Consider the following 15,691-nt stretch of genomic DNA (forward strand, 5'->3'; position numbering starts at 1 on the left):
ATGTACATCGAGAAATTTCTGACTGAATACGATGACTCGCTAACGGGTGAGTTGAATGTTGATCCGCTTGGGCAATTAGTCATCTGGTCGTCTTGGGGGCAGGACATCTTTCATAGCCGTATTACTTCTATCGCAAATGATGTACGGCAATACACGCTGAATCTGCTGCATCACAGCGTATTGCGCCAGATACTGGTCGATGAAAAGCTGCAAACTTCAGGCGTGATGAAAGGCCTGTATCCAAAAAAGCAATTACATGAGTTTAGAGTTGCCTGTCTGATCCATTTGGAAAATATTTATATCTACTCCATGCTGGCGGCTGAAAAAAGAGGGGTCACTCTCACTGGTGTGCAGGGTATTAATAAAGCCAGATCTAAATGGAACGCTGCAAATAAAAATCCTCAGATACTTTTTGGTCATGAGAAAAGTAGTGAGTTACTGACTAATCAGATCGCTCTTGGTACCAATGGGCGCTATAAATCGCCAATGATGAAAATGCAATTTTTCTCTACTGATTATCGCTATGATCTGCCGGAAAGCAAGCCAGTGTGGCAGGCAGCAGAGGCATTTATTCGGAATGTACCAGAGCTGAAAAAATTACATGCAGCGGCATTGACTTACATGCAATTGAAAATGCAGGCTTCGCATAAGCGCGACCTCAACCCATTTTTCGAAGATATTCCTGTCGGCCTAAAAAAGGCGTATGTAAAGGCATTCCGCGATCCGAAAATGGTCGGTGATTATTCTCGGAGATTCTGGCTACAAAGAACGGGGTTAGATAAATATGCAGCAGGTGCTATTTATCGGGTACTCAAGCAGGAACGTTCGGACGAGTTAGAGCTTACAGATGCTGAAGTTTTCAAACGTGCCATGCATCAGGCGAAAAGTGTGCCTGAAATGAATGAAAGTGACCTCAGGGCGTTACAACATATCAGTCAGGCGGAGCCATTTTTATCCCTGATCGACCTGATGTTTTCAGGCTTACGCCGACAGAGTAGTCAGACATTGGCAGAATTTCGTCAATTCTGGCAGTCGCGCGGTCTTACGGAACTTGATTTGCCACAAAAGGCGACTCAGCTTCTGGAAAATGATGTGCTCCTTTCCTCGCTTTCCGGTACGCCCGCCAGACGTTTTCAGCAACTATTAGCACTGGCCAGTATGTCGTCGCTGGAAGATCAGGTTCGAGGCTTGCTGGATTATCATCACAAGATAATGGAGACGAGAGGGCAGTTTCCGTGGCTCATGCTTGATGGGGATGATATTTTGCTGCAGGTACCACCATGTTCGCTACGCGAAGATCGTCAGAATAGCGACTGGGTAAACCGTTATTATCTACCACAGTTCAGACATTTGCTGAACGGTTTATGGGGGCATTCTGCATGAAGCTGTTAGATGTCTTCAAAAAGCAAATTGCTGATATGGGTATGTTGAAACGTGTCTGGCTCACCACCTTTAATCTGGATATCTCTTTTGTTGAAACGTGGGTACTTCCTGCTGTGTTGGGTATGGACCCGCCCGTTAGTCGTATGGATTACGAAGGTCTGCAGCGTGCGCTGAATGAGAGTGGTATTGATTTCCGCATCTACTGCGATCCGCGCATGATTGCGAAAGAAAAGCCGAAACGTACCTCCATTGCGGTATATCCGGTGTCGGTGCGTAAGCTGGCTCAAAGCGAAGAGTCTTATCTGGATAAAGAGCGCGGGCTGTTTCACCCAAAAGTATTTTATCTCGAAGATCACTACAGAAAGATTATTGTGGGTGCGGGCAGTGCCAACCTTACGCTTAGTGGGTGGGGGCGAAATCAAGAAACTGTGGATTTTCGTTGTGTTGCAAGTAATGCCCAATACCAGCAGGTAAAACGATTTTTTACCACAATTGATAACAGTCTGAATGATGAAGAATTTTTCCCAACCCGTCGCAAGTTTCTCGGTGATGATCCTGGTTGGTCATTTATTCACAGTCTGGCTGGTTGCACACTGCTAGATGCATTAAAAAACGGCGGTGAGATTCATACACTCAGTGTTTGGTCGCCTTATCTTGCTGAGGATTTAGCAGGGTTTATCGACAATATTGGGCATGAAGTGCTCGTAGAACTGGTTCCGGATTTGGTTGAGGGACGTTATATCCGCACTCGATGGAGTGACAGTATTCAGGCAATGATTACAAATAAAAAGCTTACCGTGTATCGCTCTCCAGTGCCCAAGGACGATAGGGCATTGATGACCCACGCCAAGCTCTGGCTGGCGAAAAGCAATACCGGTACGCAACTTGCCGTGGGGTCCTGGAATTTCACCAACCCGGGTTGCAGCAGCTTACCTGAGGCAAACTGGAATGTAGAAGCGGGAATTGTGCATCCGGTCTCTCGTAACATCACGATTTGCGGCAAAGAATGGGATGATGTTAATGAAGAGAATTTCGCCAGTGAAGCATTGTTGGAGGAAGAGGCGCTGGAGCCTGATGAACTTCAACCTTTCGATCTGAGCGTTATTTTTGACTGGACTCGATGTGAGTATCAGATTTCCGGGCAATGGTTCGGTGGTAAGCCTGCGTCAGGTTATCAACTGATATTGCCCGGTATCAACGGGGCAAATGAATTGGTATGGAAAGCTACCGGTATAGGTCTGAAATCGCCCCGGCAATTGACGGTATTAAAAAGCAATGCCGTATTGGATAACCCTTTTTATACCCTTCGTAGAACTGGAATAACCGACTGGCAGGGCATGATCGTTGAAAGCGGTATTGAACACCGGCGTGCGTTGAGCTTTAAGTCGCTAGATGACTTACTTAACAGCTATCTGAATTCAGTGGATCCCGCATTGAGTGATCGCCTTATGCTGCGCTGTGCTGGCGCGCAGGATGAAGAGCAAAGTGAGGGGATGGCGCAAGCCATGAATTTAGATGCCACTAGCTATTTCCGCCTCTTTCAGGCTATCCAACAACGGCGCAACTGGCTAGCAGACGCGGACGATGGCACTCAGCTGTATCGTCGTTTGTTCAGTGAACCAGGTTGCTTACAGGAATTGGCTGAAATAGCCAGGGAGCGTATAAATCAACCGACTCAGCTAGTATTTAACTGGTTTCTGGCCCAAGAAGTTAACACTCTGGCCGCTCTGGCAAGAAAGCGTGTTAAAAGCATACGTCACAAACAAGGGGCTGAAGCCATATCTGTGGCTGTGCACTTGTGGGAGTCTCTACAGGTTGCAATTCCCCCCCTAACTAGCGATGCCACTAGCCTACGTTATCTCGCTGCTATCATGGAAGACTGTAGTTATGGCGAATAAGTTAAAACAGATCATTACCCCGGTTGAGGTTTCAGCCGTGATGAATTTCGATGCAACTGATACGCACTGGCAGTATCAATCCGGTGCTTCCAGCATGGCGGCGAAGCAGGCAGAGGGGGTGGCTGGGTTGTGGAATTTGCTGAATAAACAACGACTGGCACTCCTTGCTGATGAAGTCGGCATGGGGAAAACTTATCAGGCGATGGGAGTAATGTTGTTGTTATGGCAGGCAAAACCTGATGCACGCATTCTGGTTATGGCACCTAACAGGACGCTCTGTGATAACTGGGAGAGAGAATTTAGCATTTTCACAGAGATACACTATCGGGCTGAACATAATGCCTTTACCACTTTAGAGGGTAAGACAAAATATGCCCCACAAATTTATGGCAGACTGGCGGAGCTGGCGGCCGCTGTGGAAAAAAAATCTCACCATTTTTACCTTACTACTATCCATTCACTAAGCGGTCTGGTCCCTCCAGATGAAAAAAAAGATGCTTTAAATGCTGCCGCGTCTTATGGCGTGTTATATCGTCAGCAGATTAAGCAAGCTCTTGGAAAAGGAGGGTTTGACTTAATTATAATCGATGAGGCTCATTACTTTCGTAACCGAAGCGGATCACAGCGTGCCGCCGCCGCTCAGGCCTTCTTTGGTGATGCGCAGGACCGGCTGGGGAGCAATGTACTGTTGTTGACGGCAACTCCAAATCACTCAGCATCGCGAAATGTTTATGACATATTTAGCTACTTCAGTGACATGCCAAAACGTTATGCAGAGGATGATGTCCGTGCGCTGATGAATGATTTTGCCATCCGCCGACTGCGCAAAATGCAGGGCAGAGAGAGCAGCCACAGCAAATATGAATATCGTCATGAGCGCGCTAGCATTTCCAGTTTTACTAATAAGATGGATGCTGAGTTGTTTTTTGCTCTATATCAGAAACAACTCGTGGTTCGACTGGACAAAGAGAAAAAGGCAGGTGGCGGCAGGCGCATGCTATATGGCTATCTTGAAGGGTTTGAATCAACGGGCAGTACCGCAAGTGAGCGGGATAATAGTAGTGATGAAGAGGGGCAAATCCATAATGACTTCAACCACGCGCCGGATTCTGCTCTGCTCAATAGCTTGACCCGGCAGTTTCACGATATCTATAACCGCTTTCCAGATCATCCCAAATACGACACTCTGGTAGAGGCCTGCTTTACCAGTGATCCGTTCAAGCAGTCTCAGCCGCTACATTGTAGTAAGCATTTGGTTTTTGTTCGTCGAATACCATCTGTACGCGAAATTACTCAGCGCATCAACGCACGTTATGATGAAATAATGGCTGAGCGATTGATGAATGTCTGGCAGCTACCTGCAAAGGCGCTGGCAGAATGGCGAGAGTCGGGTTGGTCCCGAGATATTTTTGTTAAGCTTTTATCGGAAAAATCCAATGAAAAGTCCGATTTTGATGAGCATATGCTGGAGGACGGGGAGACAGATGAGCCTGAAACGGATAACGAGCTAAAGCTTTCAAGTAAAATTGCCGAGCTATTTGTTATGAAGAAAACGGGCCTGCGCAGTACCGACTGCGCCAACGTTAGTTTGCGTTTCCGTCGCCCTGAAAGCCTCTTTTCATTATTTCTTGAGCCTGCATTGGATGGTACGACCGGGACCTATCATTATCATTACCGCAAAGAGTCTGGTGAACGTCAACGTGACAGCTATGGTGATGCCGCGAGAGATGCCCGGCTGCAGCAGTCGACAACAGCTCAGAAAATCAAATATATCACTGCTTTGCCCACAGCCTGGGGATTGATGTTTCATGAGCTGCCGCGGCCAGCAAAAGAGCAATTGATTAAGTGGCGTGACCAGCCTAACGGTATGGCAATTATTGAGAACTTTGCCAACTATCTTCGCACGGGTTACCTGTTTGCCAGCCCTGTGATCATTGAGCTCTATTGCTGGTTTACAGAGTTCAACCGTCGACCTCAAACAGGTGAGGTCCAGCAGCGATATCAGCATTTTGTAGAATGGGTCACCCCAAAATTGAATGGATCACTGATGCTACGTTATTTTGTGGCTGCCATTGAAACTTTCGAAACGCTATGTGTGAAAATTGTTGGCCAGAAACTAGATAATACTCAATATACTTGGCGCGAGTTCACTAGCTTGAGTAGTCCAAGTTGGTATGCCAGCGGGCAGTCAAAAAATCGCGAACGTTTAATTCGTGGATTTAATTCACCTTTCTTCCCTAATGTGCTGGTAGCAACCTCTGTGTTGCAGGAAGGCGTGAATCTTCATCTTCAATGCAATCAAGTTCATCATTATGGCATCGCCTGGACTCCTGGTGATAACGAGCAGAGGAATGGACGGGTTGATCGCCTCTTTGGTCGAATCAATACAATGCTTCAAGTCCAGGGGGCGGCTGAGATGATTATCAATTATCCCTACCTTGCAGGTACCTTCGACCAGGATCAGTTGGCATCATTTATACGCCATAAACACAGTGTTGAAGAGAAGTTAGATAGTTGCGAGCTGGAGGATTTTGACAGCGAAATTGATATTCAGGAGGATCCTCAAGGTTGGCAAAAATGGCTACGGCATCCTTGTAAGGATAAAGATAAAGAAGATCCTTACCCAGCCAAGTTTGATCAGTAGTGTTTATCATTTATGCGGTAATAATATATCAGGTGGTTACGAGCAGTTTTTTGCAGGAAACTATTTTAAATAGAAACTGGGGTCACAACACCACAGGTCAGGCAGTATTTTTTTCCATCGCAATCATTTTTACATAAAACGCAGTGCCAGAAAAAACAGTGGTGCAGACACTAGTTCTGCCAGCATAAATCTCAGTTTTCTTTGTCGGCAATTATCCTGACCCTGAGGGGGCCAGAGCGTTATCGTCGAAAGCAATCAAGGAGTTGGCAAAAATAGTATTGGTTCCTACCAGACAATTCGCAGGTCTAACCGTCCCAGCAGGACTGACAGACACCGTGCGGTTGGATGGTTTAAAGGTGTTATGAGGGTGGGAGTAGTGTGGTTCTCACACGATGAGATGCTGGCGTAAAAAATTGCCTTACTTAGAAGACATTCTTACGTGGCCGTCTGCTTGAAGGTCGTTCGGGGACCTCATTGCAACCGAACAGTAACAGCCCATATTTCTGCTGGGTTTTGGTCATATACACCAGTACAAACCGGCTTGCTGTGCCCAGGGATAGGTATTCTGAGTTTTACTACCATCCAGCCAGAACACGACATGAGCATGGTAGTGGTGGTCTTCTGTCCATTCGATAACCCAGAAGAAACCGACCACCGCTTCGAGTTGCATCATACGGTTCATCAGCTTTCGGATATCTCATTCGAGTTGCCGATGATCCCGCAGGAAAAACTTAGCGGTATGATCCTGGTAAAACAGATCTGTTCGGAGTGCCAGCAGGCAGGAATAGCGCTCTATCAGTTTGTCGATATGGTTGTTCAGAAGTGACTGTCGAAACCAGTCTGGCTCCCATCGTTGTTTGTTTTGCATAGGATGAATTTCTTTAGTGCTGGCGAGGGCCAGTCAATGGAATGCACCTGGCCTTAAGGAAGAGCCATGGCTGGGGGAACCGCATGGATTAAGAGGATGGTTGTAAAAAGGGAGTGCCTATTAATTATATTAATTAACCTAAATTAATTTTCACTCCCCAATAACCCTCAAATCCCTTGCATGACTATGGATGAAGCCTGATTCAGTGGCTCCGCTGTCGTCCGCCATGCAAAGCAGACATACTCGTCCATCAGACTGGTCAGCGCAGGGTTTTCAGCCTGCCGGTCATTGATCCAGATATCCATCTCCTTGTCTTTTTTGAACCTGAGGTTGTCGGTCCAGTCATCAAGGCAATTACCCAGCATCAAATCGTACCAGCACAGCCAGACCAGCTTCAGGCGCAGCTCGCTACCGCCGAACTGGCGGAACAGACTGATGAGCTTATTTGCCAGAGGGCGTTGTTTTAAACGCACGCACTCAGACAGCAAAACCCCCTCCAGCATTGGATGGTGAGCCAGCAGATGCTCCTGGGTAAATAAACTGACACTCAGGTCATCATTAACAGTCAGTGGGGCTGCTGCTCTGCCATAAATAATCCGGTGCAGGCACTGGGGGACAATAGCAATAACCTCTTCCTCTCCCGGAAACTTAAGGCTGCCAACCGTCAGGGTATGATGGTGGTAGATATTCTGGTGACACATACCCGATCTGACCGTCAGCTTCGTAAAATCAGTCAACCAGACCTGATAATATTTATAAAGTTCTTCGTAACGTGGTTTGTAATCTTTCATTGTTCATATTCCTTCTGGCTTTAATGACAGACAGCAGAAAACCTCCGAACGACTCGGATAGTTATTTTTTTGCCGGGGGTTAGGTCAGAGTGGTGTTATTTACGGGACTGGTTAATGCGTTCCTGAAGCCAGTTTTCTACTTCGCTCTTTAACCAGCGAGAACTGCGCCCCAGTTTGACTGGTTTGGGGAAGTCACCATCTTTAATCAGCTTATAGAACCATTTATCCGTAAGTCCCGTTAGCTTCGTGAGGAACCGCATATCCACCAGTTGGTTATCAAGCAAAGAAATTTGTTCTGTCATAATGCTGTCTTCCATTGTGGGATTATTCTGAGCTGGTGGTTGATTGCTCGTTACTACCAGCCCTTCCACATCAATGGATTGATACGTAAAAAAGTGCAGAACGTAAGTTACAACGTGCGAGGACGCCCCAGTCCACTGGGGGGCGGTACCTCACTGGCTCCGTAGTGATAGTGACCGTGCTTTTGCTCTTCTTTGGCGAGATAGCTGATAATGTAGCGCAGGTTATCAATGGCTTCGGTATCATCGTAGTTCACCGGTCTATCAATACTGACTTCATAAGAGGGTTTGTATTCGCAGCGGTTGTAATAGCCTTCTCGTCGCGTTATTTCCCGCCATATTGTTCCTACTCTCTCAGCTATTGGGTAGGTAGCCTGGTTAAGGTGCCTGTCGAGATAGAACACGATATGGGCATGGCAGCCGTGGTCTACAGAATTCTCTAGTACCCAGAAATACCCAGCCAGATTTGTGTGCTGCATGGTGCGTTCAACCAGCATGCGTACCTCTCGCTCGGTTTCATACCATGAATGACGTTTATAACGCTCTGTACCTTTCTGATAGAACAGGTCGAGTCTGAGTGCCTGTATTCGGGAGTATCGGTTCAGTAGCTGATTCAGGTGGTCATTGAGTAGAGACAGTAGAAACCAGTTCATCGTGTATCTGGAATTGAAAGGGTAAGGTGTGTGCATTGATTTATCCTTTGTCAGGTGGAGTACAAAGGATTGGGATGAGATGTAATTTTTAAGAGAAGCGGAGATATGGCAGATACAGGGAACTGTGTATCCAGGGGATGACAGACAGGGTTAATGATTGGGGGGAGGCGTTGTGAACAGGGTGGTATAGAAACAGGAAGTGCCCCTTAATTATACTAAAAACCCAAATGTTCATATCTGCTGTTGAACGATTCTAATGAGGTGAACAGAGGAGATTCGTAGAGTAAAACCACAGGAATAACGCAGTAATAAGTCAGAGCATTATCACAATAAAATCAGCAGGATATCAGTTAAAAATCAGTCATTCTTCAGGTCTGTGACTAGACTCCACCACACAAAAAGGTACTCATGCTAATCTGTTTTTGGGAGTCAGAAGCAGAGGGAAGAGACGATGTTGCATTACGATATGATCCGCAGCGAGATAATGTACCTAAAAGCGCTGGATAGTTTTTTCAATACAGATCACTCGTTACTGTGCAGTACTTATGATACGCCGGATGATTTTCGACGTTTGATCTCTCAGATACTTGAACGACATTTTCTTGGCGATCAGGACAGAATCAAAGCTGCGCGGAAAACACTTAAAGAATGGGCCGACCTGCAACTGATTGATAAAGATTATTTTGATTGTTTCAAAGGTTCACCAAGAGCATCGTGGTTTGCTCACCATTATATTTTCGAATACCCAGTAAAATCTGCAGGGTTGACACTTGGTGGATTGGGGAATGACGTCGGTTGTTCAGGTGGTTTTAATTCTCTTTTAATGAACGATAATATCCTCACAGAGCTTGATTTCTCTAAATTTAATTTCGACCTGGACGATATTGATTGGGATCTGATAACAAATCCACAGGCTACTGCTTCGAAAAAACCGAAACGTGTTTTCTCCCGATTTTATCTGAACGCGGGAGCAAGTACCGATCTGTACAACCCCACTCCGGTAACTGAGCGTGAACTCATCAATGGTGTGATGAGGTATATTGATGAAGCTCCATGCTCACTTGGAGATAAGATCTCTTATTTCAGAAAACTGCATGAGCGTTGGCTTGAGCAATATGATTTTTTTCTGACAGATTTTGACTGGATGTCACGAGATGATGAAACTCAGTTAGTATATCTCTGGGACTATCTCAAAGGAAAAGGACGAATAGCGGGCTATCTTCGCCCTTATAATACGTCTATGCGTTATGACATGATTATTGCGGCTATAGATGTGTGGAACGTCCAACCTGAAGAGAAGTTGGAGTTTATTGAGAAGATGAAACATGCCTGGCAGGCGGCAAAATCTTATCGGCGATCTGCTAAATAGCATTGTGATCCCAGTGGTTTCTTCGTCTGATTTCTCATTGTGAAGGATTAATATGGCGAGGTATGGAAGTTGGAGCGGTTGCATGCTTACTAGAGTGTCTGCTTCTGGCTCGAAGCGTATAAGCTAACTGAGTTGAAGGTCAGCTGTGAGCGAGGAGCGGACGTTTTGAATCGAAAAATACAATTAATGGCGTAACTCTAGAGGCTGCAGAAGGAATACTAGCATTCTGGTAATGCTGGGTGATAGCCTCTGTATTTGTCAATGCGATTGAGAATTGAGGAATATTAATGAATAGGTGGGAAGATTTCGCTTTTAATGAAATTCACACGCTGATCCGAGCTCTCAACATAACACAGAACAGCCCGCTTAATGTGAATGCTCCGGAACTGAGATACCTTGCCGCGCTTTTTGCCGAAATGTCTTATCACTTGGTACCAGAATGGGAAGTGGATAAGCATAAACGCGCAAAGCTCTACAGAGTCCCGAGTGAAGGCTATCAGATATTGGTCGACCAAGGTATCCGGGGCAGTGAAAATGTTTTCGAAGCTTTCATTGATGCGGAACTACCAAAACCCTTCATTGCGTCATCTGCAGGGATTGTAGTGGTTGGAGTGGTAATCGACGGGATTATGTTCATTGGATTCCGTGGTACGGCACTGCTGTTCGACTGGAAGGTTAACTTACGTGCAGAGCTTGTGCGCGTGGATTCCGCTCACCGCGTAACAAAATATCATTGGTTTGACCATTGCCACATTGAAGATAAAAAAATTATATCTGGTGGATTGCATAGTGGTTTTGCGGAAGAAGCCGTTCGGATAACAAAGCGCATTTTTGACGCAATACCTGAAGCAGACCGTTCATCTATCGAGCATGTTGTACTCGCTGGCCATTCACTGGGCGGAGCCGTAGCGGCAGTATCGAAGTCTCTGATAACACAATGGCCAGCTACGGCGTGTATATTCGGTGCACCAAGGTATGCTGATGCTGGTTTCTATCTGAATTGTTTCGACAATTATCCAATCCAGATACGCCGACTTGGTGATTTAGTACCAACCGTTCCCCCACGTTCATATGGTTTCTGCGACCACCCTAATGAGTTCGCCACCAACGGTGAAGAGTACATAGACACAAGTTTAAATTCATGGCTTGTGAGTGATCTATGCAATTGGACCAGATTTTTGAGTACAAAAACCGCTGCTCATAGCATGGAGAATTATCGCACGGAGATAGGCAAGGCGATAGGATCTCAGTTCGCAGATAAACCTCTGACAAAGGCAGTAAAAATTACGAAAAGGCACATATGACCTATCAACACAGGCTGTTGTTAGCTACTTCCGCTTTTGGTACGAAGCGGACATCTTTCAGCCCTAGACTACACAAAGTCCTTTACGTAATAATCTAAAATTCAAAATAATTTCAGATAGATATCATCTCTGTGAACCCCCCGCCTTCCTGACTGGATCGCGGGGTTTTTAATTTTTCACGCTGAGACTACTGTATGAATAAACCTGACGGCCTTCAGGCCTTTGAACAACCGCTCGCGTCGCTTCCGTGCACGCTTCGCCAGCTTATTCTTGAACGTATCCAGAACCTGACTCACTACGAGCCGGTGATTGGCATCATGGGCAAAAGTGGTGCTGGTAAATCCTCTCTCTGCAACGAACTTTTCCGGGGCGAGGTGTCCCCGGTGAGTGACGTGAACGCCTGTACTCGCGACGTACTGCGCTTCCGGCTGTGCAGCGGTTGTCACAGTCTGGTGATTGTCGATTTACCGGGTGTAGGTGAAAGCGGGCGACGGGATCATGAGTACCGGGCCCTGTACCGTCGAATCCTGCCGGAGCTGGATCTGGTGCTGTGGATCATTAAGGCCGATGATAGGGCACTGACCGTGGACGAGCAGTTGTGGCACGGCGTGATGCAACCTTACAGGCAAAAGGTACAGTTTGTGATTAACCAGGCCGACAAAATCGAACCCTGTTATGAATGGGATACCCTCACCAGCAAACCTTCACCGCACCAACTGGGAAATCTTAAAGCGAAGCAGGCTGCAATTATGGCGATGTTTAAACCGCATCATCCGGTCTGTGTGGTGTTAGCCCGCACTGGCTGGGGCATTGAGGAGATGGTGGCAGCCATGATGCGCTGTCTGCCTGACCGCGCCACCAGCCCGGTAGCGACACAACTGCACGGGAGGCTATGCACAGAGCCGGTAAAGTCGCAAGCCCGTAACGATTTTGGTGAAGCTGTGGGCCGGGTTTTCGATACAGCAGAATCATCTTCGTTCATGCCTGCATCGCTGAAAACGGTGATTCGTAGCGTGCGTGATGCGGTGGTGTCGGTCGCACGGGCCGTCTGGGTCTGGATATTCTTCTGATATCGCAATTTTCTCTGCGAATGATGAACTGGTTGTTAATGATGTGTTGATTGTGGACACGTCCTTTCCACTACGTTTTATCATCAATTAAATCAGGCGAAGTATCATTATCTGTCAGACGAGCGCCCACAAGCCCGTGCTGCTCATAAAAAATAGTTCCGATGTTGTCCATACCCTGTCCATCCCTTCCTTTAAAGTAATCAGCATTAATTCAGAGAGTTAACTTCTCAGGAGAAATCTTTCATGACGTTTCAGGAGCGGCGACATGACCGGCTTGCCGTCAGGTTGTCGTTGATTATCAGCCGCCTGGTGTCCGGTGAAACTCTGTTTATTCGCAAACTGGCAACTGAATTCGGGGTGTCAGAGCGCACGTTACGTCGTGACTTTCGGGAACGTCTGATGTATCTCGACCTGGATTACTACCAGGGGCAGTGCAGTCTGCGCTCAGATATTCACAGTACGCGGCAGGAAATAGATATTCTGACCTTTGCTGACCGCACGGGGTTGGCCGGGGTTTTCCCGGGCTTTGACCGACGACTGGTTAGCAGCCTGCTGGACTGTGATGAGCGACCTTGTCTGGTATGGCATCAGGACAGACCTCATCCCCCCGCAGGAAAGCTCTGCTTCTACAGGCTGGTCAGAGCTATTTCGGGATGTCAGCGCATCACCATTCTGACTGAAGGGGAGCGTCATGAGGCCGTTGCACCTTACCGGCTAATCGCCCTGGATGGTTACTGGTATCTGGTCGCTGAATATAACAGGCAATTACGTGTCTTCCGGTTGGATGAGATTCATCTGGTAAGGCCATCCCGGGAAACATTTATTCGCAGTGAGCTTCTCCATCAGCTGTCGGAGGACAAACATTTTATCTTAGCCTTACCTCATTTCCGTTTTATTCAACAGTCGCTGAATTCATTTTCTCCATCAGAAAGTCGGGGGCAATCCGGACAAACTGATTAGAGATGGTCTCCATAATTAAATGTAAGGTTAATGCAATGAAAAAATTGAACTTATTGTCTTTACTACCAGTCATGTTGTTCCCCTTACTTATCGCAGGTAATGCTCATGCAGCACGTCCTTATAGCGGGTTCCTGCCTGCGGCAGTGAATAATAAGAGTGGGAATATCTTCTGGTGCGATGCTCACCGACAGGTCAGAAAACTGTGTACAGCGACGGAAGTGGATTCAATGGGATGGTTTATTGTTGTTCGCTCGAAAACCTTCCAGAGATTGTCCGGGTGGCATATGGGGGTGGATCACTCCCAGTAAAGACGATGTGGCAATAGGGTATACCATTACGCCAGGTAAAGAATTCAATCTGACCATAAAGGATATGTGCAGTCCGGATATGAAAGTAACGTTCCGCCCGAATAAAAAGGACCCTCGTTATGACGATCTCGTCGGGATTTATGCCGGGAAAGAAGCGTTTCGCTACAAACAAATAAAATAATCCAACTGTTTTTTCATTACTTTATTGTTTTAAACAACAAAAGCTTTATTACATGATTTGAGGACAACATTATGCGACTGCCTTACGTAATAGTTACATTAGCTATGCTGGCTTCTGTATCAACAGCACAGGCTATTCCCAATATGTGGACGAGTGGTTTTGGGATGGGCGTGACCGAATATATCATTACCAGCCCGGATAAGGTGGTGTTTAATCTGAACTGTACTGGCAATCCGGATGCGCAGAATATTCTGCAACACGGTGTTGATCTCACCCTGCCTGATGGAACATCAGTAAGTTCTCATGACGACGGGACGGAAATAACGGTCGTCATGGATAACAGTCAGTATCCGTTACCGTCATCCCTGGGCTGGCGAAACGGTGACAATGCTTGGGTGTCATTTATTGACGCCCTGAGCCAGGCTGCGAATTTTGATGTTTACGTCAACGATAAAAAAGTCGGCACCTTCAGTCCGGGGCTGAAGAATACGCAGAAAGAGCTGTCTGACCTCAGTGAATGCCGGACCACACATTACAGCGATTAGTTACTTACATTTCAGACCTCTCCACCCCACAACATACCAACACCAGATAGCAACAGGCCATGCTCCTTCGGGAACATGGCCTTTTTTGTTTTTATTTGATTATCAGATAAGGAGTTAGCTATGCGATTAGCCAGCCGCTTTGGCCGTATAAATCAGATACGCCGTGACCGGCCTTTGACCAACGAAGAGCTGATGAGTCATGTCCCCAGCGTGTTCGGGAGTGACAAGCATGAATCTCGTTCAGACCGTTACACCTACATCCCGACCATCACCATCCTCGAAAGCCTGCAGCGTGAAGGCTTTGAGCCGTTCTTTGCCTGCCAGACAAAGGTCCGTGACCAGAGCAAGCGGGAACACACCAAACACATGCTTCGCCTGCGTCGTGCCGGTCAACTTACCGGGCATCAGGTACCGGAAATCATCCTGCTCAACAGCCATGACGGCTCCTCGAGCTACCAGATGCTGCCGGGACTATTTCGCGGCGTCTGTACCAACGGCCTGGTCTGCGGCCAGTCATTCGGCGAAGTGCGGGTACCGCATAAAGGGAATGTTGTTGAGAAGGTGATTGAAGGGGCTTACGAAGTGCTCGGTGTATTTGACCGGGTGGAGGAGAAGCGCGATGTAATGCAGTCACTGGCACTGCCAGAACCCGCCCGTAACGCCCTGGCGAATGCCGCGCTGAAGTATCGCTTTGGTGAAGACCACCAGCCGGTCACGGTATCGCAGTTGCTGACCCCACGTCGCCGGGAGGACTACAGCGATGACCTGTGGACCGTCTACCAGCGCGTGCAGGAGAACCTGATGAAAGGAGGTCTGTCAGGGCGAACCGCACAGGGGAAAAGCAGCCGCACCCGTGCTGTTACCGGTATTGATGGTGATGTGAAGCTCAATCGTGCCCTGTGGGTAATGGCAGAAAACATGCTCGATTTTTTCGGGCGTTAAACAACAGTTCCGGCATAAGGAGATAGTTTAATGAATACACAAAATCATCAGTTCGCGGAGCATACCGCAATTACTGCCTCGGTGGTCCCTGACGAGCTACGCATCGGCTTCTGGCCGCAGCACTTTGGCTCCATCCCACAATGGATAACCCTTGAACCTCGCATTTTCGCCTGGATGGATCGGCTGTGTGCCGATTACCACGGTGGTATCTGGCGCTTTTCGACACTCAGCAACGGCGGTGCTTTCATGGCTCCTGAGTCAGAGCACGATAAGACGTGGGCATTGTTCAACAGCATGAACGGCAATGGCGCAGAGCTTACCAGTGAAGCTGCAGGGATGGTCGCCTGTCTGATGGCTTACAACCACCATGCCTGTCGCACCGAGTGTGACGCGATGACTGAACACTATTATCTCTTACGCGACTACGCGCTAAACCATCCGGAATGCAGCGCCATTATGCATCTAATCGACTGAGG

13 protein-coding genes and 2 pseudogenes are annotated in these 15,691 nt (G+C 47.4%); 11 read left to right on the forward strand and 4 right to left on the reverse strand.

All coding sequences use genetic code 11. From position 1 onward, the window contains the following. Genes HB664_RS05865 through HB664_RS05875 form a run of 3 tightly spaced genes read left to right on the forward strand, consistent with a single transcriptional unit; the run spans position 1 to position 5,925 of the window. On the forward strand, positions 1 to 1,383 hold the full coding sequence (locus tag HB664_RS05865; protein ID WP_219940475.1) for a hypothetical protein: 1,383 nt from the start codon (positions 1 to 3) through the stop codon (positions 1,381 to 1,383). Then, entirely contained in the window at positions 1,380 to 3,281 is a 1,902-nt protein-coding gene (locus HB664_RS05870; protein WP_219940476.1) for a hypothetical protein, read from the forward strand. Before HB664_RS05865 ends, HB664_RS05870 begins: the two co-directional genes overlap by 4 nt. Next, positions 3,271 to 5,925: a DEAD/DEAH box helicase gene (locus tag HB664_RS05875; protein ID WP_219940477.1), complete on the forward strand. Its 2,655-nt coding sequence runs from the start codon at positions 3,271 to 3,273 to the stop codon at positions 5,923 to 5,925. The genes HB664_RS05870 and HB664_RS05875 overlap by 11 nt, the downstream gene beginning before the upstream one ends. 422 nt (positions 5,926 to 6,347) lie before the next feature. Here the strand turns inward: HB664_RS05875 and HB664_RS22790 are convergent. From HB664_RS22790 to HB664_RS05895, 4 genes and pseudogenes are all read right to left on the reverse strand, one after another. Further along, a pseudogene (locus tag HB664_RS22790) lies at positions 6,348 to 6,793 on the reverse strand (inovirus-type Gp2 protein). 167 nt (positions 6,794 to 6,960) lie between these two features. Next, a complete protein-coding gene (locus HB664_RS05885) occupies positions 6,961 to 7,584 on the reverse strand; it encodes a hypothetical protein (protein WP_058771415.1) in 624 nt (207 codons plus the stop codon). Positions 7,585 to 7,679: 95 nt separating this feature from the next. Next, positions 7,680 to 7,886, reverse strand: a complete 207-nt coding sequence (locus HB664_RS05890) for an AlpA family transcriptional regulator (protein WP_049243962.1) — start codon at positions 7,884 to 7,886, stop codon at positions 7,680 to 7,682. A 107-nt stretch (positions 7,887 to 7,993) separates the two neighbouring features. Then, entirely contained in the window at positions 7,994 to 8,572 is a 579-nt protein-coding gene (locus tag HB664_RS05895) for an inovirus-type Gp2 protein (RefSeq protein ID WP_048291786.1), read from the reverse strand. 415 nt (positions 8,573 to 8,987) lie between these two features. On the opposite strand from HB664_RS05895, the gene HB664_RS05900 reads away from it, so the two are divergent. The 8 genes and pseudogenes from HB664_RS05900 to HB664_RS05935 all read left to right on the forward strand — a co-directional run bounded on the left by HB664_RS05900 (position 8,988) and on the right by HB664_RS05935 (position 15,689). Next, a complete protein-coding gene (locus HB664_RS05900; protein WP_048291789.1) occupies positions 8,988 to 9,905 on the forward strand; it encodes a hypothetical protein in 918 nt (305 codons plus the stop codon). Positions 9,906 to 10,192: 287 nt separating this feature from the next. After that, positions 10,193 to 11,209 carry a hypothetical protein gene (locus HB664_RS05905; protein ID WP_048291791.1) on the forward strand — a complete coding sequence of 339 codons (1,017 nt, stop codon included), beginning with the start codon at positions 10,193 to 10,195 and terminating at the stop codon, positions 11,207 to 11,209. 194 nt (positions 11,210 to 11,403) lie between these two features. After that, positions 11,404 to 12,279: a GTPase family protein gene (locus tag HB664_RS05910; protein WP_219940478.1), complete on the forward strand. Its 876-nt coding sequence runs from the start codon at positions 11,404 to 11,406 to the stop codon at positions 12,277 to 12,279. A gap of 243 nt (positions 12,280 to 12,522) precedes the next feature. Continuing rightward, positions 12,523 to 13,239 (forward strand): YafY family protein, encoded by a 717-nt coding sequence (locus HB664_RS05915; protein WP_048291793.1) that lies wholly within the window; start codon positions 12,523 to 12,525, stop codon positions 13,237 to 13,239. A 35-nt stretch (positions 13,240 to 13,274) separates the two neighbouring features. Then, a pseudogene (locus tag HB664_RS05920) lies at positions 13,275 to 13,728 on the forward strand (hypothetical protein). Between the two features lie 71 nt (positions 13,729 to 13,799). Beyond that, positions 13,800 to 14,273, forward strand: coding sequence for a hypothetical protein (locus HB664_RS05925; RefSeq protein ID WP_049017159.1), 474 nt, complete (start codon positions 13,800 to 13,802; stop codon positions 14,271 to 14,273). Between the two features lie 120 nt (positions 14,274 to 14,393). Then, on the forward strand, positions 14,394 to 15,215 hold the full coding sequence (locus HB664_RS05930) for a DUF932 domain-containing protein (RefSeq protein WP_049017158.1): 822 nt from the start codon (positions 14,394 to 14,396) through the stop codon (positions 15,213 to 15,215). Between the two features lie 30 nt (positions 15,216 to 15,245). After that, positions 15,246 to 15,689 (forward strand): antirestriction protein, encoded by a 444-nt coding sequence (locus tag HB664_RS05935; RefSeq protein ID WP_047365977.1) that lies wholly within the window; start codon positions 15,246 to 15,248, stop codon positions 15,687 to 15,689. Positions 15,690 to 15,691: the final 2 nt, after the last annotated feature.

The organism is Enterobacter sp. DNB-S2 (genome assembly GCF_019443845.1).
GTDB lineage: Bacteria > Pseudomonadota > Gammaproteobacteria > Enterobacterales > Enterobacteriaceae > Enterobacter > Enterobacter asburiae_B.

Excerpts from the sequence above, each read along its gene's own strand:
- HB664_RS05865 (WP_219940475.1), top strand. The coding sequence starts at position 1 with ATGTACATCGAGAAATTTCTGACTGAATACGATGACTCGCTAACGGGT.
- HB664_RS05870 (WP_219940476.1), top strand. The coding sequence starts at position 1,380 with ATGAAGCTGTTAGATGTCTTCAAAAAGCAAATTGCTGATATGGGTATG.
- HB664_RS05875 (WP_219940477.1), top strand. The coding sequence starts at position 3,271 with ATGGCGAATAAGTTAAAACAGATCATTACCCCGGTTGAGGTTTCAGCC.
- HB664_RS05885 (WP_058771415.1), bottom strand. The coding sequence starts at position 7,584 with ATGAAAGATTACAAACCACGTTACGAAGAACTTTATAAATATTATCAG.
- HB664_RS05890 (WP_049243962.1), bottom strand. The coding sequence starts at position 7,886 with ATGACAGAACAAATTTCTTTGCTTGATAACCAACTGGTGGATATGCGG.
- HB664_RS05895 (WP_048291786.1), bottom strand. The coding sequence starts at position 8,572 with ATGCACACACCTTACCCTTTCAATTCCAGATACACGATGAACTGGTTT.
- HB664_RS05900 (WP_048291789.1), top strand. The coding sequence starts at position 8,988 with ATGTTGCATTACGATATGATCCGCAGCGAGATAATGTACCTAAAAGCG.
- HB664_RS05905 (WP_048291791.1), top strand. The coding sequence starts at position 10,193 with ATGAATAGGTGGGAAGATTTCGCTTTTAATGAAATTCACACGCTGATC.
- HB664_RS05910 (WP_219940478.1), top strand. The coding sequence starts at position 11,404 with ATGAATAAACCTGACGGCCTTCAGGCCTTTGAACAACCGCTCGCGTCG.
- HB664_RS05915 (WP_048291793.1), top strand. The coding sequence starts at position 12,523 with ATGACGTTTCAGGAGCGGCGACATGACCGGCTTGCCGTCAGGTTGTCG.
- HB664_RS05925 (WP_049017159.1), top strand. The coding sequence starts at position 13,800 with ATGCGACTGCCTTACGTAATAGTTACATTAGCTATGCTGGCTTCTGTA.
- HB664_RS05930 (WP_049017158.1), top strand. The coding sequence starts at position 14,394 with ATGCGATTAGCCAGCCGCTTTGGCCGTATAAATCAGATACGCCGTGAC.
- HB664_RS05935 (WP_047365977.1), top strand. The coding sequence starts at position 15,246 with ATGAATACACAAAATCATCAGTTCGCGGAGCATACCGCAATTACTGCC.